This is a genomic window from Kitasatospora sp. NPDC018619 (genome assembly GCF_044391605.1).
Taxonomy (GTDB): domain Bacteria; phylum Actinomycetota; class Actinomycetes; order Streptomycetales; family Streptomycetaceae; genus Kitasatospora.
In genome coordinates this window covers 78,435-103,601 of sequence record NZ_JBISAI010000019.1, presented here as the reverse complement: position 1 = coordinate 103,601, position 25,167 = coordinate 78,435, and the positions used below count along the sequence as shown (strand labels likewise).

The 25,167-nt window shown below is 73.6% G+C and carries 20 protein-coding genes; 15 read left to right on the top strand and 5 right to left on the bottom strand.

What is annotated here, in order from left to right:
• The first annotated feature begins 8 nt into the window (after positions 1 to 8).
• The 13 genes from ACH5AR_RS26965 to ACH5AR_RS26905 all read left to right on the top strand — a co-directional run bounded on the left by ACH5AR_RS26965 (position 9) and on the right by ACH5AR_RS26905 (position 17,480).
• Positions 9 to 1,145, top strand: coding sequence for a patatin-like phospholipase family protein (locus tag ACH5AR_RS26965; protein ID WP_396304091.1), 1,137 nt, complete (start codon positions 9 to 11; stop codon positions 1,143 to 1,145).
• 130 nt (positions 1,146 to 1,275) lie between these two features.
• Positions 1,276 to 1,785: a DUF6912 family protein gene (locus ACH5AR_RS26960; RefSeq protein WP_396304090.1), complete on the top strand. Its 510-nt coding sequence runs from the start codon at positions 1,276 to 1,278 to the stop codon at positions 1,783 to 1,785.
• A gap of 47 nt (positions 1,786 to 1,832) precedes the next feature.
• Entirely contained in the window at positions 1,833 to 2,489 is a 657-nt protein-coding gene (locus ACH5AR_RS26955; RefSeq protein WP_396304089.1) for an HAD family hydrolase, read from the top strand.
• A gap of 164 nt (positions 2,490 to 2,653) precedes the next feature.
• Positions 2,654 to 4,279: an L-glutamate gamma-semialdehyde dehydrogenase gene (pruA, locus tag ACH5AR_RS26950; protein WP_396304111.1), complete on the top strand. Its 1,626-nt coding sequence runs from the start codon at positions 2,654 to 2,656 to the stop codon at positions 4,277 to 4,279.
• Positions 4,280 to 4,564: 285 nt separating this feature from the next.
• Positions 4,565 to 9,511, top strand: coding sequence for an NAD-glutamate dehydrogenase (locus ACH5AR_RS26945; RefSeq protein ID WP_396304088.1), 4,947 nt, complete (start codon positions 4,565 to 4,567; stop codon positions 9,509 to 9,511).
• Positions 9,512 to 9,651: 140 nt separating this feature from the next.
• Positions 9,652 to 10,485: a hypothetical protein gene (locus ACH5AR_RS26940; RefSeq protein ID WP_396304087.1), complete on the top strand. Its 834-nt coding sequence runs from the start codon at positions 9,652 to 9,654 to the stop codon at positions 10,483 to 10,485.
• Between the two features lie 483 nt (positions 10,486 to 10,968).
• Positions 10,969 to 12,246: an ATP-binding protein gene (locus ACH5AR_RS26935; protein WP_396304086.1), complete on the top strand. Its 1,278-nt coding sequence runs from the start codon at positions 10,969 to 10,971 to the stop codon at positions 12,244 to 12,246.
• Positions 12,243 to 12,644, top strand: a complete 402-nt coding sequence (locus ACH5AR_RS26930; RefSeq protein WP_396304085.1) for a roadblock/LC7 domain-containing protein — start codon at positions 12,243 to 12,245, stop codon at positions 12,642 to 12,644. Before ACH5AR_RS26935 ends, ACH5AR_RS26930 begins: the two co-directional genes overlap by 4 nt.
• Entirely contained in the window at positions 12,641 to 13,015 is a 375-nt protein-coding gene (locus tag ACH5AR_RS26925) for a DUF742 domain-containing protein (RefSeq protein ID WP_396304084.1), read from the top strand. Before ACH5AR_RS26930 ends, ACH5AR_RS26925 begins: the two co-directional genes overlap by 4 nt.
• A complete protein-coding gene (locus ACH5AR_RS26920; protein WP_396304083.1) occupies positions 12,990 to 13,580 on the top strand; it encodes a GTP-binding protein in 591 nt (196 codons plus the stop codon). Before ACH5AR_RS26925 ends, ACH5AR_RS26920 begins: the two co-directional genes overlap by 26 nt.
• A 71-nt stretch (positions 13,581 to 13,651) precedes the next feature.
• Positions 13,652 to 15,034: a cytochrome P450 gene (locus ACH5AR_RS26915; RefSeq protein ID WP_396304082.1), complete on the top strand. Its 1,383-nt coding sequence runs from the start codon at positions 13,652 to 13,654 to the stop codon at positions 15,032 to 15,034.
• A 338-nt stretch (positions 15,035 to 15,372) separates the two neighbouring features.
• Positions 15,373 to 16,506: a cytochrome P450 gene (locus ACH5AR_RS26910; RefSeq protein ID WP_396304110.1), complete on the top strand. Its 1,134-nt coding sequence runs from the start codon at positions 15,373 to 15,375 to the stop codon at positions 16,504 to 16,506.
• Between the two features lie 176 nt (positions 16,507 to 16,682).
• Positions 16,683 to 17,480: an enoyl-CoA hydratase/isomerase family protein gene (locus ACH5AR_RS26905; RefSeq protein WP_396304109.1), complete on the top strand. Its 798-nt coding sequence runs from the start codon at positions 16,683 to 16,685 to the stop codon at positions 17,478 to 17,480.
• A 165-nt stretch (positions 17,481 to 17,645) separates the two neighbouring features.
• On the opposite strand, the gene ACH5AR_RS26900 is transcribed toward ACH5AR_RS26905, so the two are convergent.
• The 4 genes from ACH5AR_RS26900 to ACH5AR_RS26885 all read right to left on the bottom strand — a co-directional run bounded on the left by ACH5AR_RS26900 (position 17,646) and on the right by ACH5AR_RS26885 (position 20,710).
• On the bottom strand, positions 17,646 to 18,461 hold the full coding sequence (locus ACH5AR_RS26900) for a hypothetical protein (protein ID WP_396304081.1): 816 nt from the start codon (positions 18,459 to 18,461) through the stop codon (positions 17,646 to 17,648).
• Positions 18,462 to 18,718: 257 nt separating this feature from the next.
• A complete protein-coding gene (locus ACH5AR_RS26895) occupies positions 18,719 to 19,078 on the bottom strand; it encodes a hypothetical protein (protein WP_396304080.1) in 360 nt (119 codons plus the stop codon).
• 32 nt (positions 19,079 to 19,110) lie between these two features.
• Positions 19,111 to 19,686 carry an HD family hydrolase gene (locus ACH5AR_RS26890; protein WP_396304079.1) on the bottom strand — a complete coding sequence of 192 codons (576 nt, stop codon included), beginning with the start codon at positions 19,684 to 19,686 and terminating at the stop codon, positions 19,111 to 19,113.
• Between the two features lie 256 nt (positions 19,687 to 19,942).
• Positions 19,943 to 20,710, bottom strand: coding sequence for a helix-turn-helix domain-containing protein (locus ACH5AR_RS26885; protein ID WP_396304078.1), 768 nt, complete (start codon positions 20,708 to 20,710; stop codon positions 19,943 to 19,945).
• 212 nt (positions 20,711 to 20,922) lie between these two features.
• Between ACH5AR_RS26885 and ACH5AR_RS26880 the strand changes: the two genes are divergently transcribed.
• On the top strand, positions 20,923 to 21,315 hold the full coding sequence (locus tag ACH5AR_RS26880) for an ATP-binding protein (RefSeq protein ID WP_396304077.1): 393 nt from the start codon (positions 20,923 to 20,925) through the stop codon (positions 21,313 to 21,315).
• Between the two features lie 14 nt (positions 21,316 to 21,329).
• Positions 21,330 to 21,881, top strand: a complete 552-nt coding sequence (locus tag ACH5AR_RS26875; RefSeq protein ID WP_396304076.1) for a hypothetical protein — start codon at positions 21,330 to 21,332, stop codon at positions 21,879 to 21,881.
• Between the two features lie 353 nt (positions 21,882 to 22,234).
• On the opposite strand, the gene ACH5AR_RS26870 is transcribed toward ACH5AR_RS26875, so the two are convergent.
• Complete coding sequence (locus tag ACH5AR_RS26870) at positions 22,235 to 25,066, bottom strand: FtsK/SpoIIIE domain-containing protein (RefSeq protein WP_396304075.1); 2,832 nt, start codon at positions 25,064 to 25,066, stop codon at positions 22,235 to 22,237.
• Positions 25,067 to 25,167: the final 101 nt, after the last annotated feature.

Here is a 25,167-nt window from a genome sequence, read left to right as displayed (position 1 = left end):
CGGCCGGGATGGCGACACGGGTGGCGGCAGGGCCGGCCCCGGCGGCCGCGGGCGGCACCCCGCCCGCCGCGGGCCCGCCCCGGCGCGGCCTGGTGCTGGGCGGCGGCGGGATGCTCGGCGCGGCCTGGACGGTCGGTGCGCTGTGCGCCGTCGAGGAGGCCACCGGGCGGCCACCGGGCGGGGCCGACGTCCTGCTCGGCACCTCGGCGGGCGCGATCCTCGCCGCCATGCTGGCCGGCGGGGTGCGCCCCGAGCAGCTGCGCGACCACCAGCGCGGCCTGGCCGTCACCGAGGGGCCGCTGGCCGGGGTGGCGTTCGCGTACGACACCGCCGTCGGCGGTGCGCTGCCGCCCCGCCCCCGGGCCGGGATCGGCTCGCCCGGCCTGCTGCGGGACGCCGTCCGGCACCCGCGCCGGTACCCGCTGCTGACCATGGTCTCGGCGATCGCGCCGCACGGCCGCGGCTCGCTGGCGCCGGTCGGCGAGCTGGTGCGCGACCTGCTCGGCGACGGCGCGGCGCCCGGCGACGGCGCGGCACCCGGCGAGGGTGCGCCGCCCGCCGGCGGCTGGTCCGGGCCCGACGGCCGGGCCTCGCCGCTGCGGGTGGTGGCCGTGGACTACCGCGGCGGCCGCCGGGTGGTCTTCGGCGACCCGGACGCCCCGGCCGTCCCGGTGCCGGACGCCGTGATGGCCTCCTGCGCGATCCCCGGCTGGTTCGCGCCGGTGCGGCTGGAGGGCTCGGCCTACGTGGACGGCGGCTGCTGGTCCGCCACCAACGCCGACCTGGCGCTCGGCCGCGGGCTGGAGGAGGTGTACGTGCTCGCGCCGATGGCCCTGCGGCTGGACCGGGCGCCGGGCCGGTCCGGCAGGCCCGTCCGGGAGACCCTGGCCGCCCTGCGCGAGTGGCGCGCCCGGGACCGTCCGCGCGGCGTGCTCGCCCAGCTGGTGAGCCGCTACCGGCACGCCGTCACCCGGCAGCTGCTGCGCGAGGCCGCGCTGCTGCGGGCCGAGGGCGTGCGGGTGCGGCTGCTCGCGCCGACCCTGGCGGACCTCGCGGTGATGGGCCCGAACATGATGGACCCGGCCCGCCGCGGCGCCGTCCTGGAGAGCGCCCTGCGCACCAGCCGGGAGGCGCTGCGGGCCTGACGCGCGCCCGGCGCGGCCCCGGCGGTGGGCGCCCGCCCGCCGGCCGGAGGTGACCGGGGGCGGGCCGGCGGCGCTTATTCTTGGGACGCTGGAGAATCTGTGCCGCTGGACGAACCGGAGAGTGCCCCCGATGCGCGTGTACGTGCCCACCACCCTGACCGGCCTGGCGGCGGCGCACGAGGGCGGCGTCCTGGACCAGTCCGCCGCGTACGCGGTGACGCCCGCACTGCGCGAGTGGTACGTCAGCGACGACCTGGAGGAGCTGGAGTACGCGGCGCTGAACCGGGCCGCCCAGTCCTCGCTGCGGCTGCTGGCCGACGACCCGCGGGCCCCCCGCCGCCGGGTCGTGGTGGCGCTGGACGTGGCGGACGCGTCGGTGCGGCCGTTCCCCGGCGACGAGTACCAGGACCAGGCCTCGCTCGGCCGGGTGGTGCTGGCCGGCCCGGTGCGGCTGGCCAAGGCGGCCGCGGTGCACGCCGACGTGGCCGACGACGAGGTGGTCACGGACGTCGCGGCGGCGGTGGCGGCGGTGGCCGCGGCCGACGCCGGGGACCAGGACGCCCAGTTCACCGTGGACGGCGCCGAGGACCACGACCTGCTCTGGTACGCGACCCAGGAGATCTCCGCCCTGCTCGGGTGAGCTCCGTCCTACCGGCGTGTCGCCCGGCCGGGTTACCGTGTCGCCCCGTGCGCACTCACATCGTTTGGGACTGGAACGGCACGCTCTTCCACGACATGGAGGCGGTGCTCGGAGCGAGCAACGCCGCGTTCGCGACCGTCGGCATCGGGCCGATGACGCTCCAGGAGTACCGCGAGCAGTACGAGATCCCGATCCCCCGTTTCTACCAGCGCCTGCTCGGCCGGATGCCCTCCGCGGCGGAGTGGCTGCGGCTCGACGACGTGTTCCACGACCGCTACCGGGAGCTCAGCTCCGCCTGCGGGCTGACCGAGGGCGTGCGCGAGCTGCTGGACGGCTGGCGGCAGGCCGGGAACAGCCAGTCGCTGCTGTCGATGTACGCGCACGAGCGGCTGGTGCCGCTGGTCGACGCCTTCGGCCTGACCGGCGGCTTCCTGCGGGTGGACGGCCGCAGCGGCCCGTCCGGCGGGCAGAAGGCGGAGCACCTGGCCCGGCACCTGGCCGCGCTCGGCGAGCGGGTCGACCCGGCCCGGACGGTGCTGATCGGCGACGCCGCGGACGACGCCCTGGCGGCGCTGGCCGCGGGCGCCCACGCGGTGCTCTACACCGGCGGCTCGCACACCCGGGAGAAGCTGGAGCCGGTCGGCGTCCCGGTGGTGGACAGCCTGGCCGAGGCGGTCGAGCTGGCCGGGCGGCTGGCCGGCTGAGCCGGGGGCGGCAACCCCGGGCGCGCAGCCGGGGGCGGCCGGCGGCGGCCGGACGTGGCGGGCGCCACGTCCGCCGTCCGCGTGTCTGAGCGGGCGGATCGCGCTCCGGCTGGTCAGGCTGGTGTCACAGCCGACCACCCGCCAGGACGGAGCCCGCCATGCCCATCGACGCAGTCACCGAGGTGCCCGTCCCGGTCAACGAGCCGGTGCGGTCGTACGCGCCCGGCAGCCCGGAGCGGGGCCGGCTGGTGCGGCGGCTGGACGAGCTGGCGGCCGAGCAGGTCCCGCTGCCGATGACCATCGGCGGCGAGCAGCGCTTCGGCGGCGGCGAGCGGATCGAGGTCGTCCAGCCGCACCACCACGCCGCCAAGCTGGGCGTGCTCGGCAACGCCACCCGGGAGGACGCCCGGGCGGCGGTGGACGCGGCGCTGGCCGCCGGGCGGCAGTGGCGCTCGCTCTCCTTCGACGACCGCGCCGCGGTGTTCCTGCGCGCCGCCGACCTGCTGGCCGGCCCCTGGCGGGAGACGCTGAACGCGGCCACCATGCTGGGCCAGTCCAAGACCGTGCAGCAGGCCGAGATCGACGCGGCCTGCGAGCTGGTCGACTTCTGGCGGTTCAACGTCCACTTCGCCCGGCGGATCCTGGCCGACCAGCCGGTCTCCTCGCCCGGCGTCTGGAACCGCACCGACCACCGCCCGCTGGAAGGTTTCGTCTACGCGATCACCCCGTTCAACTTCACCGCGATCGCCGGCAACCTGCCCACCGCCCCCGCGCTGATGGGCAACACCGTGGTCTGGAAGCCCGCGCCGGCCCAGACGCTGGCCGCGTACCACCTGATGCGGCTGCTGGAGGCGGCCGGCCTGCCGCCCGGGGTGGTCAACCTGGTGACCGGCGACGGCCTTCAGGTCTCCCCGGTCGTGCTCGCCGACCCGGCGCTGGCCGGGCTGCACTTCACCGGCTCCACCGCCACCTTCCAGCACCTGTGGCAGAGCGTCGGCGCCAACATCGGCGGCTACCGCACGTACCCGAGGATCGTCGGCGAGACCGGCGGCAAGGACTTCCTGCTGGCCCACCGCTCGGCCGACCCGGAGATCCTGCGGACGGCGCTGATCCGCGGCGCCTTCGAGTACCAGGGCCAGAAGTGCTCGGCGCTCTCCCGCGCCTACCTGCCGCGCAGCCTGTGGCAGCGGATCAAGGACGACTTCCTGGCCGAGGTGGACGCGCTCCCGGTCGGCGACGTGACCGACCTGTCCAACTTCATGGGCGCCCTGATCGACCGGCGCGCCTTCGAGCGCAACCGGGACGCCATCGACCGGGCGAAGGCCGATCCGACGATCGAACTGGCGGCCGGCGGGCAGTACGACGACGCCATCGGCTGGTTCGTCCGGCCGACGGTGCTGGTCTCCTCCGACCACCGGGGCGAGATCTTCCGGACGGAGTACTTCGGCCCGATCCTGGCCGTCCACGTCTACGAGGACTCCCGCTGGGAGGACGTGCTGCGCCGGGTCGACGCCGGCGCCCCGTACGGCCTGACCGGCTCGGTGATCGCGCAGGATCGTTACGCCATCGCGCAGGCCGTCGAGGAGCTGCGCTTCGCCGCCGGGAACTTCTACATCAACGACAAGCCGACCGGCGCCGTGGTCGGCCAGCAGCCCTTCGGCGGCGGCCGGGCCTCCGGCACCAACGACAAGGCGGGGGCCGCGCAGAACCTGCTGCGCTGGACCTCGGCCCGGTCGATCAAGGAGACCTTCGTCCCGCCGGTCCGGCACGGCCACCCGCACATGGGCTGAGAGTGAACACCGGGCTCCGGATTGGACAAGCTGTCCAGGACGGACCCGAGTTCCTGCGGGTTTGCTCCTACCTGTCCCTGTCCACCTTCGATTGATCCGGTTAGGCTGGCTGGCGTCGTCGGGTGGCTTGCAGGGCGAACGTGTCGTCCTACCCGCTGGGAGGACGTTTCATGCGCGCCATGAGCCCCTTTCAGTCGGATGGTGCGGCAGGATTGCGGTGACCCGTCGGTGTACATCCACACACCACCGAGTCACGCAACGGCGCGCGACAGGAGCCAAGAAGTCATGCAGACCAAGCTGGACGCAGCCAAGGCCGAACTGCTCAAGAAGGCAGTCGTAGCCGCTGAGAACAGCCAGGTGGGGGGAGCGGCGCCGGGGGAGGGTCTGAGCAACGGCGCTCTGACCGCGTACCTGCACCACTACTACCTCCACACCGCGCCCGAGGACCTCGTCGACCTCGACCCGGTCGACGTGTACGGCGCGGCCGCCTCCCACTACCGCCTCGGGCTCAAGCGCCCGCAGGGCACCGCCGAGGTGCGGGTCCACACCCCCTCGGTCGAGGAGAACGGCTGGTCCTGCGGCCACACCGTGGTCGAGGTCGTCACCGACGACATGCCCTTCCTGGTCGACTCGGTCACCAACGAGCTGTCCCGCCAGGACCGCGCGATCCACATCGTGATCCACCCCCAGCTGGCCGTCCGCCGTGACATCACCGGCAAGCTGCTGGAGATCCTGGACGTCGACGCCTGCTCGCGCAGCCAGGCCGCCGGCACCGAGTGGCCCGCCGACGCGACCGTCGAGTCGTGGATGCACATCGAGATCGACCGCGAGACCGACCGCGAGGACCTGCGCGCCATCGAGGCCGACCTGCGCCGCGTGCTCGGCGACGTCCGCGAGGTCGTCGAGGACTGGGGCAAGATGCGCGAGAGCGCGCTGCGCCTGGCCGACGAGCTGGCCGAGCAGCCCCCGGCCGGCCTGCCCGAGCAGGAGGTCGGCGAGGCCTGGGAGCTGATGCGCTGGCTCGCCGACGACCACTTCACCTTCCTCGGCTACCGCGAGTACGACCTGGTCGAGCACGAGGGCGAGGAGGTCCTCAAGGCCGTCGCCGGGACCGGCCTCGGCATCCTGCGCTCCGACCCGCACGGCCACGACGACGCCCACCACGCGGTCAGCGAGGCCTTCGGCCGGCTCTCCGCGCCGGTCCGCGCCAAGGCCCACGAGAAGAAGCTGCTCGTCCTGACCAAGGCCAACAGCCGCTCCACCGTGCACCGCCCGGCCTACCTCGACTACGTCGGCGTGAAGAAGTTCGACGCCGCCGGCGAGCCGATCGGCGAGCGCCGCTTCCTCGGCCTGTTCTCCTCCGCCGCCTACACCGAGTCGGTCACCCGCATCCCGGTCGTGCGCCGCAAGGTCCAGGAGGTCCTGGAGGAGTCCGGCTTCTCCAGCGAGAGCCACGACGGCCGCGACCTGCTCCAGATCATGGAGACCTTCCCGCGGGACGAGATCTTCCAGACCCCGGCGTCCGAGCTGCTCTCCATCGCGACGAGCGTGCTCTACCTCCAGGAGCGCCGCAAGCTGCGGCTCTTCCTGCGCCAGGACGAGTACGGGCGCTACTTCTCGGCCTTCATCTACCTGCCGCGCGACCGCTACACCACGCGCATCCGGCTGCTGATCACCGACATCCTCAAGGAGGAGCTGAACGGCGCCACCATCGACTACACGGTGTACGCCACCGAGTCGGTGCTGACCCGCCTGCACTTCGTGGTCCGGGTCGCCCCGGGCACCGAGCTGCCGCAGCTCACCGAGACGGACATCGAGCGGATCGAGAACCGCCTGGCCGAGGCCGCCCGGTTCTGGATGGACGGCTTCCACGACCAGCTGCACCTGGAGCTGGGCGAGGAGAAGGCCGCCGAGATCGGCCACAAGTACGCCAACGCCTTCCCCGACGGCTACCGCGCCGACTTCCCGCCGCGCACCGCCGTCGCCGACATCAAGCAGATCGAGTCGTTGCACGGCGAGGGCGACTTCCGCCTGAACCTCTACCAGCCGGTCGGCGCCGGCGACGACGAGCGCCGCTTCAAGATCTACCGGGTCGGCGGCCCGATCTCGCTCACCGAGGTCCTGCCGGTGCTCCAGCGCCTGGGCGTCGAGGTGCTGGACGAGCACCCCTACGCGCTGCGCCGCTCCGACGGCACCACCGCGTGGGTCTACGACTTCGGCCTGAGGCTGCGCGAGGCCACCGAGCTCACCGACGAGGCCCGCGAGCGCTTCCAGGAGACCTTCGCCGCCACCTGGACCGGCAAGGCCGAGAACGACGGCTTCAACGAGCTGGTGCTGACCGCCGGGCTGACCTGGCGCCAGGCGATGATGCTGCGCGCGTACGCCAAGTACCTGCGCCAGGCGGGCTCCACGTTCTCCCAGGACTACATGGAGGACGCGCTCCGCAACAACACCCACACCACCCGCCTGCTGGTCAACCTGTTCGAGGCCCGGCTCAGCCCGAGCCACCGCTCGGGCGCCCTGGAGCTGACCGAGGGCATCCTGGAGGAGCTGTCCGGCGCCCTCGACGAGGTCGTCTCGCTGGACGAGGACCGCATCCTGCGCTCCTTCCTGAACCTCATCAGGGCCACCCTGCGGACGAACTTCTTCCAGCGCGCCGCCTCCGGCGACTGGCACTCCTACGTGTCGATGAAGTTCGACCCGAAGGCCATCCCGGACCTGCCGGCCCCGCGCCCGGCGTTCGAGATCTGGGTGTACTCGCCGCAGGTCGAGGGCGTCCACCTGCGCTTCGGCAAGGTCGCCCGCGGCGGTCTGCGCTGGTCCGACCGGCGCGAGGACTTCCGCACCGAGATCCTGGGCCTGGTCAAGGCGCAGATGGTCAAGAACACCGTCATCGTCCCGGTCGGCGCCAAGGGCGGCTTCGTCGCCAAGCAGCTGCCGGACCCGTCGGTCGACCGCGACGCCTGGCTGGCCGAGGGCGTCACCTCGTACAAGACCTTCATCTCGGCGCTGCTCGACATCACCGACAACCTGGTCGGCGGCGAGGTCGTGCACCCGGCCGACGTCGTCCGCCACGACGAGGACGACACCTACCTGGTCGTCGCCGCCGACAAGGGCACCGCGACCTTCTCGGACATCGCCAACGGCGTCGCCGAGTCCTACGGCTTCTGGCTGGGCGACGCGTTCGCCTCCGGCGGCTCGGCCGGCTACGACCACAAGGGCATGGGCATCACCGCCCGCGGCGCCTGGGAGTCGGTCAAGCGCAACTTCCGCGAGCTGGGCCACGACACCCAGACCGAGGACTTCACCGTCGTCGGCATCGGCGACATGTCCGGCGACGTCTTCGGCAACGGCATGCTGCTCAGCGAGCACATCCGGCTGGTCGCCGCCTTCGACCACCGCCACATCTTCCTCGACCCGAACCCGGACGCGGCCGTCTCGTACGCCGAGCGCCGCCGCCTGTTCGAGCTGCCGCGCAGCTCCTGGGACGACTACGACAAGTCGCTGATCTCGGCCGGCGGCGGGGTCTTCCCGCGCAGCGCCAAGGCGATCCAGCTGACCCCGCAGGTCCGGGCGGCCCTGGGCGTCGAGGCGACCAAGCTGACCCCGGCCGAGCTGATGCGGGCCGTGCTCCAGGCCCCGGTCGACCTGTTCTGGAACGGCGGCATCGGCACCTACGTCAAGGCCTCCACCGAGACCAACGCCGAGGTCGGCGACAAGTCGAACGACGCGATCCGCGTCAACGGCGAGCAGGTCCGGGCCCGGGTCATCGGCGAGGGCGGCAACCTCGGCTGCACCCAGCTCGGCCGCATCGAGTACGCGGCCAGCGGCGGCCCGGAGGGCACCGGTGGCTGGATCGACACCGACGCGATCGACAACTCGGCCGGCGTGGACACCTCGGACCACGAGGTCAACATCAAGATCCTGCTCAACCAGGTCGTCGCCGAGGGCGACATGACGGTCAAGCAGCGCAACGCCCTGCTGGCCGAGATGACCGACGAGGTCGGCCGCCTGGTGCTGCGCAACAACTACGCGCAGAACGTGGTGCTGGCCAACGCCGTCGCCCAGGCGCACAGCATGGTCAACGTGCACGGCCGGATGATCAGCCGCTTCGAGTCGGCCGGCCAGCTGGACCGCGCGCTGGAGTTCCTGCCCACCGAGCGCCAGATCCGGGAGCGCCAGCAGAGCGGGCGCGGCCTCTCGCAGCCCGAGATGTCCGTCCTGCTCGCCTACACCAAGATCATCCTCGCCGAGGAGCTGCTCGCCACCGAGCTGCCGGACGACCCGTTCTTCCGCGCCTCGCTGCACGAGTACTTCCCGAGCGCGCTGCGGGCGAGGTTCGCCGACGCGATCGACAACCACGCGCTGCGCCGCGAGATCATCACCACGCTGATCGTCAACGACACGATCAACCGCGGTGGCTGCACGTTCGCCTTCCGCCTGAAGGAGGAGACCGGCGCGACCTACGAGGAGATCGCCCGGACGCACACCGCCGCACGGGCCGTCTTCGACCTGGAGCCGATCTGGGCCGAGATCGAGGACCTGGACAACAAGGTCCCGGCCCGGGTGCAGACCAAGATGCGCCTGCACTCGCGGCGCCTCGTCGAGCGCGCCACCCGGTGGATGCTCAACAACCGCCGCCAGCCGCTCGACATCGCCGGCACCATCGAGTTCTTCCACGACCGGGTCAACCAGGTCTGGGCCTCGCTGCCCAAGCCGCTGCGCGGCGAGGACCTGGCCTGGTTCGAGTCGGTGCACGACGAGCTCGTCGGGGCCGGGGTGCCGGACGAGCTGGCCACCCGGATCGCCGGCCTCTCCTCGGTCTTCCCGACCCTGGACATCGCCGAGGTCGCGGACCGCTCCGGCACGGACGTCGCCGAGGTCGCCGACCTCTACTACGACCTGGGCGACCGGCTCCAGATCTCGCACCTGCTCGACCGCATCATCGAGCTGCCCCGTACCGACCGCTGGTCGTCGATGGCCCGGGCCGCGATCCGCGAGGACCTCTTCGCGGCGCACGCGGCGCTGACCGCCGACATCCTGGCCTGCGGCCCCGAGGGCGCCACCCCGGAGGAGCGGTACAACGCCTGGGCCCAGCTCAACGCGACCCTGCTGAACCGCGCCCGCACCACCCTCGACGACATAAGGGGTTCGGACAAGTACGAGCTGTCCAGCCTCTCGGTCGCGATGCGCGTCATCCGCACCCTGCTGCGCACCGGTTCGATGCGCTGACGGACGGCTGAACCGGAGGGGCCCGCGTCCACGGACGCGGGCCCCTCCGCCGTTCCCCGCTCCGCGAGCCCGGCTGTGGGTCGTGGGCGCACCTTCGCTACGGTGGTCCCCGCAGAACGATCAGGTGGGGGTTGTACGACATGGGGAAGAACCGGGCCTCGGTCCGCGCGCTGGGCGCGGGCGTCTCGGTGGCACTGCTGGTCGCCGGTGCGGCGGCCTGCTCGTCCGGCGGCGAGAAGGCCCCGGCGAAGGCCCCGGCCGCCGCCGGCACGCCCTCGGCGACGGCCGCGCCGGAGGCGCCGGAAGCCTTCGCGGCGGCCGGCTACCGCGGTCTGACGCCGGGCATGGCGAAGGACGCCGGCCTGGCCACCGGCGCGCTGGAGGCCGCACCGGTCTCGCTGCTCGGCGGCTGCACGGACTACGTCTACAAGGGCGGCCCGGCGCCGGACCAGGCCCGGATGGCCGCCGAGGCCGCCACCGAGGCCCGCTACCGGGAGCTCAGCGCCCAGGCGGACGCGGCGAGCGGCAAGGCCCCCGCCCCGGGCGGCACCCTGGCGCCGGGCGCCTCCGCGAAGGACGCGGCCGCGGCCGCCGCCGCCTCGGCCGCCTCGGCCCAGGACTCGGCCGCCGCCGCCAAGCTGGTCGCGGACTCGACGATGGCCCTGGTCGACCTGAAGGTCGCCCGGGAGACCATGGAGAAGGCGTACCTGGCCACCGGCCGGGTCTCCTTCTCCGACGCGGGCCTGCGCGAGCTGGTCGCTCCGGCACAGGCGCGGACCGCCGAGGGCGTCGGCGCCGGCTCCACCGTGGATGCCCTGCGGCAGGCCTACGGGGCCAAGGGCCTCCAGCAGGACCCGTCCGGCCGGTACGTGCTCCCGGTGGAGGGCCGGCCGGGCTGGCAGTACGAGTTCACCGTGGACGGCGACAGGGTCGCCGGGATGGCGGTGGTGAACCGCTCCGTCAGGTGCTCCTGACCGAGCGCCCGCCGAGGGCCCCGGCGGATCGCCCGGGGCCCTCGGCCGTTCGCCCCGTCCGCCGGCCCCCGGCCGTTCGCCCGTTCGTCGGCCCCCGGCCGTTCAGCCGGCTGCCGGGGGCCGACGGCGGTTCGCCCGGCCGCGCATTCCGCAGCGTGACGACGGAATCACGCTGCGCGCGGACCGGCGTGTGGTGGGGATGTGTCCCTGCGGTTAACGCGGCGTCACGAACTCCGCCATTTCTTGTCAGAGTTCCCAGCAAGTCGTGGAATTTCGCCCCAACTGCCCTTTTTGCTATCTGTTCTGACATGGCATGAGGTGCAGTAGGCTGACTCCGCGATAGGCGTCGCCGCAGGTCTCACGCCGGAACGCGCTTCGATGTGATGTGACATCGGGCGCCTTTCGGAGAGGTTCAGGCCGCCAGTCCCATTCGCGCTTCGGGGCCCGGACCGGCTCCACGCGATGCCACCTGAAGAGAGTTTCATGACGTCATTTGTGCAGGAACCCTTTTTCTGGGTCTTCATCGTGGTGATGCTCGTGGCCGTCGGTGCGGCCCTCCAGGCCCGCAGGACGAACCTCGCCCTGCGGCGCCGCAACGCCTCCCTGGAGGAGGCGAGCGCCCTGGCCCAGCGGCAGCGCGACGAGCTCGCCGCGCTGCACGACCGCCAGCAGGGCCAGCACGCCGCCGAGCTGGCGGCCGTCCGCCGGGACGCCGAGGAGGACACCAAGGCCGTCCTCAAGGCGGCGATGCGGACGCTGCAGGGCCTGGCCGACGAGCAGCAGGTCGTCATCGACAAGGTGCAGCGGAAGTACGGCGACAGCCCGCAGATCCTCGCCGACCTGATGACGATCGACCACACGAACAGCCAGTTCGGCCGCCGGGCCCAGGGCATCGCGGTGCTCTGCGGCGGCTGGCTGGGCCGCCGGGAGAGCGTCGCCTCCGTCTTCGACGTGGTCCGCAGCGCCCAGGGCCGGATCCGGCACTTCGACCGGGTGCGGATCCACTCCAGGGTCAGCGTCTCGCTCGCCAGCAAGGTCGTCGAGCCGGTCGCCGTCGTGCTGTCCGAGCTGCTCGCCAACGCGACCAACTACTCCGCCCCGGACACCCCGGTGGAGGTCAGCGTCCAGGCCGTGCCCACCGGCGTCTGCCTGATCATCGACGACGCCGGCCTCGGCATGGGCCAGGAGGAGAAGGACCGCGCGTCGGCGCTCCTCAACCCGGGCGCCCCGATCAGCCTCACGGACCTGGGCAACCCCCCGAAGTTCGGCTTCGCCGTCTCCGGCATGCTGGCCGCCCGCTACGGCTTCCGGGTCTCCGTCGACTCGGTCTCCCCGTACGGCGGTGTGCGGGCCGTGGTGCTGCTGCCGGCCGAGCTGCTCAGCAGCGAGGTCGCCGCCCCGCCCGTCGCCGAGCACCCCGACTACCAGGACTTCCAGGCCGCGCTGGCGGAGCAGCCCGCGCAGGCCTGGGCGCCGGGCAACGGGCAGCGGCTGGTGTCGCTGTCCGAGCCGGCCGCGCCCCTGGCGCCGGTGCCGGCGCCGTACGCGGCGGCCGGGCCGGAGACGACCGCGGACGGGCTGCTGCCCCGGCGCCGCCGCCAGCGGCCGGTGTCGGTCGTGCCCGCCCCGCAGGACCAGGGCCGGGTCGAGGAGCCGGTGCGCGACACCGGCCAGCACACGCCGTCCCGCCTCGGCGCGTTCCAGCGCGGCACGCTGTCCGGGCGCAACACCATGACCACGGAAGGAACCGAGATCCAGTGAGCCGCGATCTTTCCTGGGTGCTCAACGACGTACTCCAGGTACCGGGCGCCCGGCACGCTATCCTCGTCTCCGCCGACGGCCTCCTGCTCGAACGGTCCAGCGAGATCGGCCGCGACGAGGCGGAGACCAACGCCGCCGCGATGAGCTCGATGCAGTCGCTGAGCCGCGCGGTCGCCCCGTTCGTCGGCGGGGGCGGCGGCGCCTGGCGCCAGACCCTCCTGGAGTACGACCACGGCTGGATCTTCCTGATCGCGGCCGGCAGCGGCGCGTACCTGGCCGCCTCCACCGCCCCCGACGTCGACATGGAGGCGATGTCCTTCCGGATGCAGCAGCAGGTGGGCGCGCTCGGACGGGCGTTGTCGGCGGCGCCGCGGCAGAGCACGCTCAGCGGCTCATGACGGGCGGCGGCGAGGAACAGCGGGTCTCCGGCGGCTTCATCCGCTCCTACGTCATCACCGGCGGGCGGGCGTTACCGAGTGCGGACGACCTGTCTCTGATCACCCTGGTCACCGTCGCGCCCGAGCAGCACCTCCCCGCCCTGCCGAGCCCGGAGACCAGGGCGATCTGGGAGCTGTGCTCCGGCGGCTACCTCTCGGTGGCCGAGGTCGCGGCCCGGCTGGAGCTCCCGGTGGGGGTCGTGAGGCTGCTGCTGACGGACCTGATCCGGGAGGGCCGGCTGCTGCGGCGCTCGGCCCCGCCCCCGGCGCAGGCTCCGGACCCGAGACTCCTAGAGAAGGTACTGCATGGACTTCAACGCCGGTTCGCCTGAGGACATCTACGTCCCGGGCGCGGTGACGACCGCTGTCAAGATCCTGGTCGTGGGGCACTTCGCGGTCGGCAAGACGACGCTCATCGGGGCCCTCTCGGAGATCGCCCCGCTGAGCACCGAGGAGAGCATGACGCAGGCGTCCGTCCGCGTCGACGACCTCCGCGGCGTGCCGGACAAGAAGACCACGACCGTCGCCCTGGACTTCGGCCGGCTGACCCTCGGCGACGACCTGGTGCTGTACCTCTTCGGCACGCCCGGGCAGCAGCGGTTCATGCAGCTCTGGGAGGACATGGCGAGGGGGGCGCTGGGGGCGCTGCTGCTGGCCGACCCGACGCGCCTCGCGGACACCTTCCCCGTCATCGACCTGGTCGAGCAGTACGGCCTGGAGTACGCGGTCGCGGTCAACAGCTTCGACCGGCAGAGCGAGTACACCGAGGACCAGCTGCGCGAGGCACTCGACCTGCTGCCGCACACGCCGGTGGTGTTCTGCGACGCCCGGGACCAGCGCTCCTCGGCCAACGCCCTGATGACGCTCGTCCGGCACCTGCTCGCCCGCGCCTCCTGACCTCCCCCACGCCTCCCTCCCCTCACGCCCCCCCGGGCCCCCGCCCGGGGGCCACCTCCAAGGAACGACCCATGGAATCTCCGCAGCGCCCGGTCCCGCAGTCGGCTCCGCCGGGCTGCCCCATGCACGTCGGCGTGAGCACTCCGCTCTACGGCGAGATGTTCTCGGCCGACCCCGACGCGGTCTACGACAAGCTGCGCGCCCACGGCCCCGCCGCCCCCGTGGAGCTGGCACCGGGGGTGGACGCCACCCTGGTCACCTCGCACGAGGCGGCGCTGCGGGTGCTGCAGAACCCGGGGATGTTCGCCCGGGACTCGCGGCGCTGGGCGGCCCTGAACGAGGGCCGGGTGCCGATGGACAGCCCCGTCCTGCCGATGATGTTCTACCGGCCGAACTGCCTCTTCACGGACGGCGCCGAGCACCTGCGGCTGCGCAAGGCCGTCACCGAGAGCCTGGACCGGCTCAACGACAGCCGGCTCAACCGGCACGTCGAGCGGATCGCCGGCTACCTGATCGACCAGTTCAGCCAGCTGGGCCGGGCCGACCTGCTCAACGACTACGCCAAGCTGCTGCCGCTGCTGCTGTTCAACCAGCTCTTCGGCTGCCCGGCCGACATCGGCGACCGGCTGACCCGCAGCATGTCCGCGCTGTTCGACGGCCTCGACGTGATCCAGGCCAACGAGGAGCTCACCTCCTGCCTGATGGACCTGGTCGCGCTCAAGCGCCGCCAGCCCGGCGATGACATCACCTCCTGGCTCATCCAGCACCCGGCCGGCCTGCGGGACGAGGAGCTCAAGGACCAGCTGGTCATGCTGATGGGCGCCGGCGTCGAGCCCGAGCGCAACCTCATCGGCAACGCGCTGCTCCTGCTGCTCTCCGGCGAGGGCGGCCCGGGCCTGCGCATCGAGGACGCCCTCGACGACGTGCTGTGGAACAACCCGCCGATCGCCAACTACGCGACGCACTATCCGATGCAGGACCTCAACCTGGGCGGCGTCCCGATGGACGCCGGCAGCCCGGTGGTGATCAGCTTCGCCGCCGCGAACAGCGACCCCGCGCTGACCGACGCCCGGCTGACCCTCAGCAAGGGCGCCCACCTGGCCTGGGGCGCCGGCCCGCACGCCTGCCCGGCCAAGTCCCCGGCCCAGCTGATCGCCCTGAGCGCGATCGAGTGCCTGCTCAACGCGCTCCCGGATGTCACGCTGGCGGTGCCCGCTCAGAGCGTGGAGTGGCGGCCGGGCCCGTTCCAGCGCGGCCTGGTCTCGCTGCCGGTGCGGTTCAGCCCGGTGGCCGCCCGCACCGCCGGGCCGGCCGTGGGCGCGGAGCCCGCCCCCGCTGCCGCACCGGCGGGCGCCGAGCAGGCGCAGCCGTACCCGCAGGCCGCGCCGGCGCCGGCCCGGGCTCCGCAGAAGAAGGGGTGGTGGAGCTCCTTCCTGGACGTGTTCCGGGTCTGAGGCGTCCACGGGCTCCGTCGGGCCGCGGGGGCCGTTCTGTCGGACTGCCGGAAGCCGTTCCGTCACCGCGACATGAACGGCGCGCTACGGCGGTTCAGTACGTGACGGGGGCAACACGGATCGACGCTTGAGCGCGCTGTTGCTGGGTAGTACGCCGCCGTACTGCCCGCCCGCGTGTTGAAGGAGCCCGTGTGACCGCCATGTTGGAAGCCCGCCCCGCGCAGTGGGAGCGGCTGGAGGGAAGGGTCGACCGCCGTGCCGCCGTCCCGCTGCTGCGCAGGCTGCGGTCGGCGGAGGGGCTCGCCGACCCGAGCCCGGTCTACGACGAGCTGCGGGCCCTGGGCGACCTCGTCCCGGCGCCCTGGGGCGGGTACCTGGTCACCGGCTACGAGGCGTGCGACCAGGTCCTGCGCGGCAGGACCTGGCTCGTCCCCGACTTCGCCTGGCAGGCGCGGCAGAGCGGGACGGAGCGCTGGGAGGCCGTCGCCACCCGGGAGATGAGCCGGACGCTCTCCCGGCTCAACGCCCCCGAGCACACCCGGCAGCGGCGCAGCCTCGGCAGCCTCTTCGACCGCAACACCCTGCGGGACATGGCACCGGAGATCGAGGCCGACGTCGCCCGCCTGCTCGACCGCCTGGCCGAGCGAATACGGACGGACGGCGAGGCGGACTTCGCCTCCGTGGTCAGCGAGCAGCTGCCGATCGGCACCGTCGGCCGCTGGCTGGGCATCTCCCCGGCCGACTACCCGCACATCCTGACGATGACCCACAACCAGGTGCACGCCCAGGAACTGCTGCCCACCAAGAGCCAGCTGGCCGTCTCCGAGCAGGCCACCATGGAGCTGCGCGAGTACTTCACCCGCCTCGTCCGGGAGCGCCGCGCGAACGACGGCGACGACGTGGTCGCCGGCTGGATCCGCACCTGGGACGGCCTGGAGTCCTCCCGCGAGGCCACCGACCGGATGGTCTACCAGCTCACCATGTTCGTCACCATCGCCTCGCTGGAGACCACGGCGACGCTGCTCTCCTCGCTGGTGTGGCAGCTGCTCCGGTCGCCGGAGCGGTGGGAGTGGCTGCGGGAGCACCCGGAGCACATCGACGGGGTGATCGACGAGGCGCTGCGCTACGACCCGCCGATCCGCGTCAACAGCCGCGTCGCGGGCGAGGACACCGAGCTGGCCGGGGTGTTCCTCCCCAAGGACACCATGGTCCACGTGATGTACGGCGCGGCCAACCGCGATCCGCGCCGCAACCCGGACCCGCACGCCTTCGACCCGCTGCGCCGGGGCGCCCACCTGACCTTCGGCGGGGGCGCCCACTACTGCCTCGGCGCGGGCCTGGCCCGGCTGGAGGCGCGGGCCCTGTTGAACGGGCTGCTGGAGCGCTTCCCGACGCTGCGGGCGGTGAGCCCGCCGGAGCACGCACCCCGGATGGTGTTCCACCGGGTGACGTCCCTGAGAGTGGCCGCATGAACCTCCCTCCGCAGGCCCACCCGTACCATCCGTACCCCGTGCAGCCGTCGCCGTCGCCGTACGCCCCGTACCCTCCGGCGCCGGGCGGCTGGTACCCCCCGCCCGTCCCGCAGGCCGAGCCGCTGCCCGGGCCCGCCCCGCTGCCCGCCTCCGCCCCGGTGCCCGCCCCCGCCCCGGTGCCCGCTTGCGCCCCTGCGCCCCAGCCCGCCCGTACGGTCCGTGCCGAGCTCCGGGGCGCGGTGCTCCACGTCGAACTGGACAGCCCGGAGACCGGGAACGCCGTCACCCTGGCGATGCTGGACGAACTCCTCGCCGTCCTGGCCGTCCCCGACCCGGCGGTGCGGGTGATCGTGCTGTCCGCGGCCGGCCGCGACTTCTGCCTCGGCGGCGACCGCGACGAACTCTTCTCGGGCCTGGACGAGGACCCGACCGGCGGCCGAATACGGGCCTACGGGGACAAGGCCCGCCGGGTCTGCGACGCCCTCACCAACAGCCCCGCCGTGACCGTCGCCCGCGTCCAGGGCCGGGCGACGGGAGCCGGCTTCGCCCTGGCGCTCGCCTGCGACCTGCGGGTCGGCGCCGAGAACGCCGTCTTCCGGTTGCCCGAGCTGGCCCTGGGCCTGCCCGTGGCCTGGGGCGGCCTGCTGCCCCGGCTGCTGCACGAGGTCGGCGCGGCGCGGGTCCGCGAGATCATCCTCACCGGCCGCCCGGTCGGCGCGGTGGAGGCGCGGGAGCTCGCCGTCCTCCAACGGGTCGTCGCGGAGGAGGAGTTGGACGCGGCGGTGGCCGAGTGGGCCCGCCCGATCACCCGCCGCCCCGAGGCCGCCCTGCGGGTCACCAAGACGCTGCTCGCCTCGCACGCGTCCGCCACGCGGCTGGCCGACGCCTCGGTGCTGGACTCCGAGCTGATGGCCTCCGTCCTCGCCGCCGCCCACTACACCCGCGGCCTGGCCGACCGGGGCCCGGCTTCCTGACCCGTGACTGCGGAGGGGCCCGCGTCCTCGCGGGCGGGCCCCTTCCCTCGACGGCCGAGTCCCAGGGGATCTCCGTCCGCGCCGACCACGCCTTCCTCGTCGCCGTCGCGGTCGCCGTCGCCGTCGCCGTCGTCGTCGCCGGCGTCGCACCCGCCCCGGACGGCCTCAGGCCGGCCGGGGCAGTCCGCGCAGGGCGGCCCGGGCGCGGGCGACGCCGCCGGGGGTGGCGGGTGCGCCGGTGCCGACGGCGACGGTTCTGCTGCCGAGGCCCGCGCAGGCGCGGCAGATGCCGGGCCGGGGGACCGGGTCGTGGCAGCGGCCGCACTCGGCGTACGAGGCGGGCGGCGCTTCGGGCTGTTCCGGGGGCAGCTTGCGTTGCAGGCGGTCGCGGAGGACCGCTGCCGGGCAGTGCATCGGCTGTGGCAGGCCGGGGAGCAGGGCGTGGGCCAACTCGGCTTCGCTGCTGCCCCGTTCCAGCCACCGGGTGACGAGGGGAGCCAGCGCCTGCGCCTCGGCCTCGCCGAGGCGCAGGCGCGGTTCGGGCCGGATCACCCGGTAGAGCAAGGCCACGGCGGCCCGCGTCCGTTCATCCGGGAGGGTGGGTTCTTTCTCCGGGTTCTTTACGGGAGGGGTGACAGGGCGGCCGGTCCCTCCCTCGCCGGAGTCCGGGGGCTCGGCAGCCGGTCGGGGCTGCGGGGTGTCGAAGACGTGGGCCTCGGAACGGATGGTCCCGTCGGGCATCCGGACCCTGTCGACCCGGTAGTACCCGGCGCCGGCCAGCTCCTTGAGCGCCCGCCGCACGGCGCCCCGCCCCTGTGGACTGCTGTCCGCCATCTGCCGCCCGTCCTCCCGCCAGCCGTCCGGCCGGGAGAGCAGGTCGGCGAGCAGGCCGCGGGCGGTGTAGCTGAGGCGGCGGTCCTGCAACAGGCCGTTCGGGAGGACGGTGAACGCGCGCGTGTGCGCGCTACGATGAATCCGCATCTGGAGTTCTGGCTCCTGGTGCCCGACCCCGGGGTGTTCCCGCACCGCCGGGGTCTCCTTTGCTCGGTTGACGATGCGGAAAGTAGCACACCGGATACACAGAGTGCGAACCGTTCACGCCCGCCCTCCAGCCCCCGCGATCCGGTACGCCCCCACCCCCTGCGCAGGAAGTCGGCCCCGCCGACTTCCTGCGCACCCCGGTCTGCCCGGTGGCCCCGACCACCACTGGCAATGGGGTGCGGAGTGGAGCGCGGTCCTCAGGGGTGGGCGCGTTCGATCGCTTCGAAGATGTCCGCATCGGTCTCCCGCTGCCACGCCGGGAGATCGTCCCAGTCGGCGACGTAGCCCGGCTTCGGATTCTCGATGTGCTTGTGGATCTGGGCGATCCAGCACGTCGCGACGAACCGGCCCTTCTGCTCCCGTGTGAGCTTGGACGTGTTGCCCGCGCTCACGATGACGAAGTCACGGATCTGGCCGAAGACGGCGGCGGCGCAGTCCCGCTCCCACTCGGGGGTCTCGTCCCACGCGGCGACATAGCCTGCTTTCGGCTCGCCCGGGTAGTGCTTCGACACACCGGCGATCCACGCTTCGCGGAAGATCCGTCCGTCGGACGACATGCAGTGCTCCTTCGTGTTGGCGAACGGCCGCGTCACGCGAGGTAGACCTTCTGCCACTCCAGGGACGTCATGGTCAGCGCGGCCTCGGCGAGGGCGCGGGCCGACTCCGTCTTGAGGCTGCCGAGGCTGCTGTCGATCCACGGCTGGACGTTCTGGTAGCCCTGCTCGCGGTACTCCACGGCCTGGACCAGGCACTCCAGCTTGTCCGCGTCGTGGGCGACGGTGACGTCCAGGTTCTCGGCGTTCTCGTACTCCTCCACGAGGGCCTGGATCCCGGCGACGACGGCCGGGTGGGCGGCGCTGACCTGGTCGGCGGTCACCCGCTCGTTCGACGCGGCGGTGAGATAGCGCCGACTGACGTGCGGGATGTCGCTGACCCGAGTCTCCTGGGTGTCGTGGAAGAGGCACAGCAGGGCAACCTTGGCCGGGTCGGCACCTTCCATCATCGCGAGCACCGCACCGATGATGCCCGTCCGGAACGAGTGCTCCGCGACCGACTCCGGGTCCTTGACGCCGGCGATCCACCAGCCCTGACGCTTCGCCCGCTTGAGCATCCCCGCCTCGAACAGGTAGCCCGCGGTGCCCCTCACCTGCTTGTCGTCCGTCATGACTGTCCTTCGTTGCCGGATCGGTTGTTGCTGTAACCGGCCTACCCGAAGACCGTAGTGCACAGACTCCAGCTCCCGACGGGACTGTCGTGATAGGCCGTCAGCACCGAGTAGCCGAGTGCGGACCGTTTGCACCCGACTTCCAGCCCCCTCGCGATCCGGTACGCCCCCACCCCCTGCGCAGGAAGTCGGCCCCACCGACTTCCTGCGCACCCCGGCCTGCACGTACCCGAGGTGCTGAGCAGGTCGTCCCGCGCTATGCCTCCGGTGGCACGCTGTAGCGGCGCAGCACGTCGTCAGCCGTGGACTTCTCCAGCAGGCGTAGTTCCCAGGGGCCGGTGTTGACGTCGAACTCCTTGCCGAAGCCGACCCACTTGCCGGCCATCCGCCGCCCGGTCGGATCGACCAGCAGCTGGATGGCGCCGTGGTACCTGGCGCCTTGGTAGTAGCCGTCCTGCGCGGTCTGTTCCACCCAGGAGCCCGTCACCACGTTCCGGTCGACGGTGAGGTCGAAGGACAGCGGTGAGTCGGGATTGGAGGAGGCCCCGGGGAGGGAGCGGCCGGTGATCCGGTTCCCGCTCTGCGACAGCATGACGTGGTGCAGGCCGGTGAACGTGTTCTCCCGGCTGCTGCTGAAGAACTCGTAGTGGCTGATCCAGACCCCCGAGTAGTCCTCACCCGTGGGGGCGGCGGCGGCCTGCACGGGCACGCCCGGTTCATCGCTGGTCATGTCATGGCCTCCCGTACCGTCCGTGCTGACCCTTGGCGGTAGGCTCCGCGATTCGAAGCCGAGGCGGTCCACAGAAAGCTTGGTGACAGCCTCAAGGGCTCGAACGTACACCGGCCGGGGAGACCGGACCTCCCCCGACTCCCAGCGTTGCACAAGACGCTTGCTGGCGTCATTGGGTTCTCCCTGGGCCGTTCCCACGGCCCTCAGGCGTTTCGCGAACTCGTCCTGGCTGAGACGAAGCCCGAGGCGCACGGCCCTCAGGGTCTCGTTAGGCGTCGTCATGAACTCCACCATAGAGGCAAGGATCTTTCGCGGGACGCCGAAATGACGCCTTGTGGGGACGCCGGAGAGACGTCTGGACGGCGTCGCAACGGCCCGATCTCCCAGGTCATCATCGAACCACCCGGAGGTAACTGGCCGTCAACACGTGACTCCGGGAGTGATGCGACCGGCCCGTCTCTCATGTCCCTAGAGGTACCCCCATGCTCACGTCCTGCCGTCCCCGCATGTTCGTCGCGCGCCTCTCCTCCCGCACCGACTCCACGCCGCTGGCCCGGTACCTGCTCCGGGCGTACCTCTCCGGGCTGCCTTCCGGCGACCGCTACCGCGACACCGCCGAGCTGCTGTTGGGCGAACTCTTCGCCAACGCCGTCCGGCACTGCGACGCGCCCGACGACCGGCACATCGAAGTCCGCTTCGCCCTCGCCGGCTCCCGCCTGCGCCTCGAAGTCCACGACGCGGGATCCGGCCGGCCGCTGCTCCGCGCGGCCGCTCCGGACGACGAGTGCGGGCGGGGCCTGCTCCTCGTCAACGAACTCGCCGAACGCTGGGGCCACGCCAACCGCCCCTGCGGCATCGGCAAGTTCGTCTGGGCCCTCGTCGCTCCCGTCACCATCTGAAGGACCCCGTCACCATGAACCTCGCCACCCTCGCCCGGCACGCCCTCACCCGCGGCCACACCCCTGCCGAGACGTACGTCTTGATCGCCCGGCGCACAGGCCGTCCCCTCCCCGCCGCCCGCGCCGTCTGCCTCGCCCTCGCCATCCCCCACACCGAAACCACCCGCCGCCTGGCCGACTGCTACGACGCCCTCCTCGCCGACCACCACCCCGGCGACGAGACCGACACCGGTGAACTGCTCGAAGCCCTCGGCGTCTTCGACGTCCCCAAGACCCTCACCGAGGCCGAACTCGCGGTCGTCGAGCACTTCCTGGCCGCCATCGACGCCATCGGGGGCATCCGCCCCGGCCACCGCCACGGTCTCCACCGCTGGTTCACCACCGGCAACCTCACCGCCGCCTACCTCTCCCTCGCCTCCACCCACCCCCTCCCGCGCACCGGCGACCCCGCCACCTACTGGACCACCCTCGTCTCGGCCGGCGAACTCCTCGCCGCCCTCCACCCCTCCGACCGACGCATCACCTACGCCCTCACCCGCTGCCGCACCGGCGCAACCCGCCCCTGAGCGCAGGAAGTCGGCCCCGCCGACTTCCTGCGCACCGCGGGCTACGCCGGCTGCCATCGACAAGGGGAGCGGAGTGGATCAAGGGTGGGCGCGTTCGAGCGATTCGAAGGTGTCCGCCGAGGCGGTAGGACAGGGCGGCGTGCGACGGCCCCTAGGCAGCCACCCGTGTGCGCGAGGACGAGTCCGAGGGCGCGTACGACGGCCGCTTGGCCGGGCCGCCCATGGCTTGTGGAGGGGTGGGCCCGCCCTCGGGCTCGATCCGGCGCCCTCGTCGCCTGCGTGCGGTCGGCTCGCTGCGCAGGAAGTCGGCCGGGCCGACTTCCTGCGCGGGCCTCAGCGGGCCTCGGCGGGCCTCAGCGGGCGGCGGCGCGTTGGAGGGCGCTGGCGAGGAGGGCGAGGTCGGTGGGGCCGTTGCCGAGTTCGCGGACCGGGCGACGGGCCGGCGGGGCGCCGAGCTGGAGCGGGTCTATCGCGACGACGGTCGGCCGCAGGGTGGCGGTGCGCGGGATGCGGCCGCTGATCCGGGCGGTCTGGAAGGCGCTCACCCCGCCGTCCGGGAGGCGGAGGTAGCCGCGCCCCGGGGTGTCCTCGGGCAGCGCGGCCGCGTCCCCGAGGTGGATCAGTACGTCCGAGTCGGCCGGGTCCTCGGTGCGCAGGGCGATCCGGAGCAGCGCGGCCTCGTCCACCTCGGTGCCGGCGCTCTCCTCCGGGCGGCCGGTGGCGACGGCGAGGTGGACGCCCAGCGGCCCGCCCCGGCGGGCGACGGCGGCCAGGGCGCGGGCGAGCGGCCGCCCGGCCGGGGAGGTGGGGGAGAGCAGCGCGTCGTAGTCGTCGACGACGACGACCAGCCGGGTGGGCGCCGGCACCGGCGCGGGCCCGGCGTACCGGGGGCCCTCCGCACTGCGCGGCGGGATGATCCGGGGCGTCGTGGCCACCCCGCCGCCCACGACGGCGGGCACCGGCACGGCGTCCGCCTCCCGCTCCTCCAGGCCCTGCTCGTCCAGGATCCGTGCGGCGTGCCAGGAGGCGAAGTCCAGCCCGTCGAACAGCCGCTCCCGCAGGGCGAGTTCGTCCTCCAGCGCCTCGGCCGCGAGCAGCGCGGCGCGCGGGTCGGCGGCGGCGTTCACCCGGCCGGTGACGTGCGGCAGCTCGGTGCAGCCGTCCAGCCCGTCCTGGCCGTCCGCGACGGCCCGGCCCTCGATGATCGTGACGGTCAGCCGCTCGGGCCGCTCGGAGACGGCGAGCGAGGCGATCAGGGTGCGCAGCAGCTCGGTCTTGCCGGAGCCGCGGGCGCCGCCGATCAGCAGGTGCGGGCCGCCCGGGTCGGGGGAGGGGAGGGTGAGCTCCGGGTCGGCCAGGTCGAGCGTGCAGAGCTCGTCCCGGGTGGTGCCGAGCAGGGCGGTGGCGGCGCCGATGCCGCCGGCGTGGGCCTCCCAGCGGGCGGACAGCTTGGCCGGGGTGACGGTGTCGAGCTGGAGCAGGTCGAGCAGCCGCAGCACGTCGGGCAGCGGGCCGCGGGCGGCCGGGGCGGCCTCCCGTAGCGGGGCGAGGACCCGGGCCAGCCGTTCGGCCCAGGCGTCCGAGACGGCGTCCAGCGAGACCTCGTGGAGGGTCTCCCGGCCGCGGGCGACCGGGCGGTCCAGCGACAGCTGGGTGCCGACCTCGCCGGTGATCAGGGCGGTGGCGCCGAGGCCGCGGGGCAGCAGCTCGGGCTGTTCGGCGAGGCAGATCGGGAAGATGCCGACGGCCGGGCCCTGGCGCAGCAGCAGGTCGAGCGCCTGCCGGGCGGCCTCGGTGGCCGGACGGCCGTCCACCACGACCACGGTCGCCGGGTGCCCGCCGAGGCCGCTGGGGCCGCTGAGCCGGGCGGTGAGCTCGGTCAGCCGGGCGGTGGCCTGTTCGTCGTCCAGGCCGATCAGCAGCCGGCAGTCCTGGCCGTCCAGCGGGCGCAGGTGCGGCAGCCACAGGGCCCAGGCCCAGGTGTCGGCGCGGTCCTCGGCGGCGCGGGCCGGGTCGGCGTCGACCACCACCAGGCTGAGCCCGGTCGGCGGGTGCAGGGCGGCGAGCTGGGCGACGACGGCGCGGGTGAGCGCGTCCAGGCGCTCGCGCGGGCCGCTGAGGCCGAGGCTGCCGGCGGTCTGGAGGTCGAGGGTGACGGGCACGGCGGGCAGCATGGTGCCGGGCGTGGTGCCGGGCCCGCCGGGGCGGTCGGCGGTGCCGAGGCGCAGGGTGAGCGCGTCGGGGTGGCCGGGGCCGCGCTCCCAGAGCCGGGGGCCGGGGCCGACGGCGTTGAGCAGCAGGGTGGCGAGGTCGGGCCAGCGCTCGCGCTGGGCGGCGGTCTGGCGCAGCCGCACCGCGGTGTGGTGGCGCTCGGCGCTCTCCTGGCCGGGCGGCTCGGCGGCGCGGCCGGGCAGCAGGGAGAACAGGCCGCGGCTGCGGCCGGGCGCGGGTTCGGGGGCGGTGGGCGGCTCGACCACCGGCGGCGCGGGCCGGGCCGGGCCGGGGGCGGCCAGCTGGAGGTGGCCGTGGCCGTCGGGCAGGGCGGCGCGGACGGCTCCGGCGGCCTCGGCCGGGTCGGGGGCGGTCACCTGGAGGGTGGACTCGCCGATCCGCAGCACGGCCCCCGGCTCCAGCGGGACGGCGGCCTCCGGCGGGCCGGGCGGGACGAGCCGGCCCTCCAGCGTGGTGCCGTTGGTGGAGCCGAGGTCGCGCACGGAGAGCCGGCCGTCCTCGGCGAGGTGCAGGGAGAGGTGCAGCCGGGAGACGTCCGGGTCGTCGAGCGGTACGTCGGCCTCGGCGGAGCGGCCGATCCGGATCTCCCGGCCGTGCAGCCGGTGCACACCGCCGGCGTCGGGGCCGCCGACCACCCGCAGTTCGGCGGCGGCGGGGGCGTCGTCGGGGTCGTCGGCGGTCGGGTCGGCCTCGTTCAGGCTGAGGACGGCGCCGTCGAGCAGCGGGGGGTGGCCGAGCAGGGTGTGCTCGTCGACCCGGTGCGCCCCGGCGTACAGGTGCACGTGGGTGGCGGCCCGGGGGCCGCGCACGCCCACGGCGCCGGCGAGCGCGCCCGCGATGGCGCCGAGTGCGGTGCCGACGGGCGCGGTGACCAGCACGTCCACGTAGGGAATGGCGGAGCCGGCGGCGGACGGGCCGCTGCGCGGTCGGAGGACGGTCAGCCGGATCTGCATCTCGCCCGCGGGTCCCTTCTGCTGATGTGAAGCCTGGTGCCGCTGCCGGGTGCCGTGGGCACCGTTGGGCCACACGAGTGGCGAGTGTCCATCCTGCCATC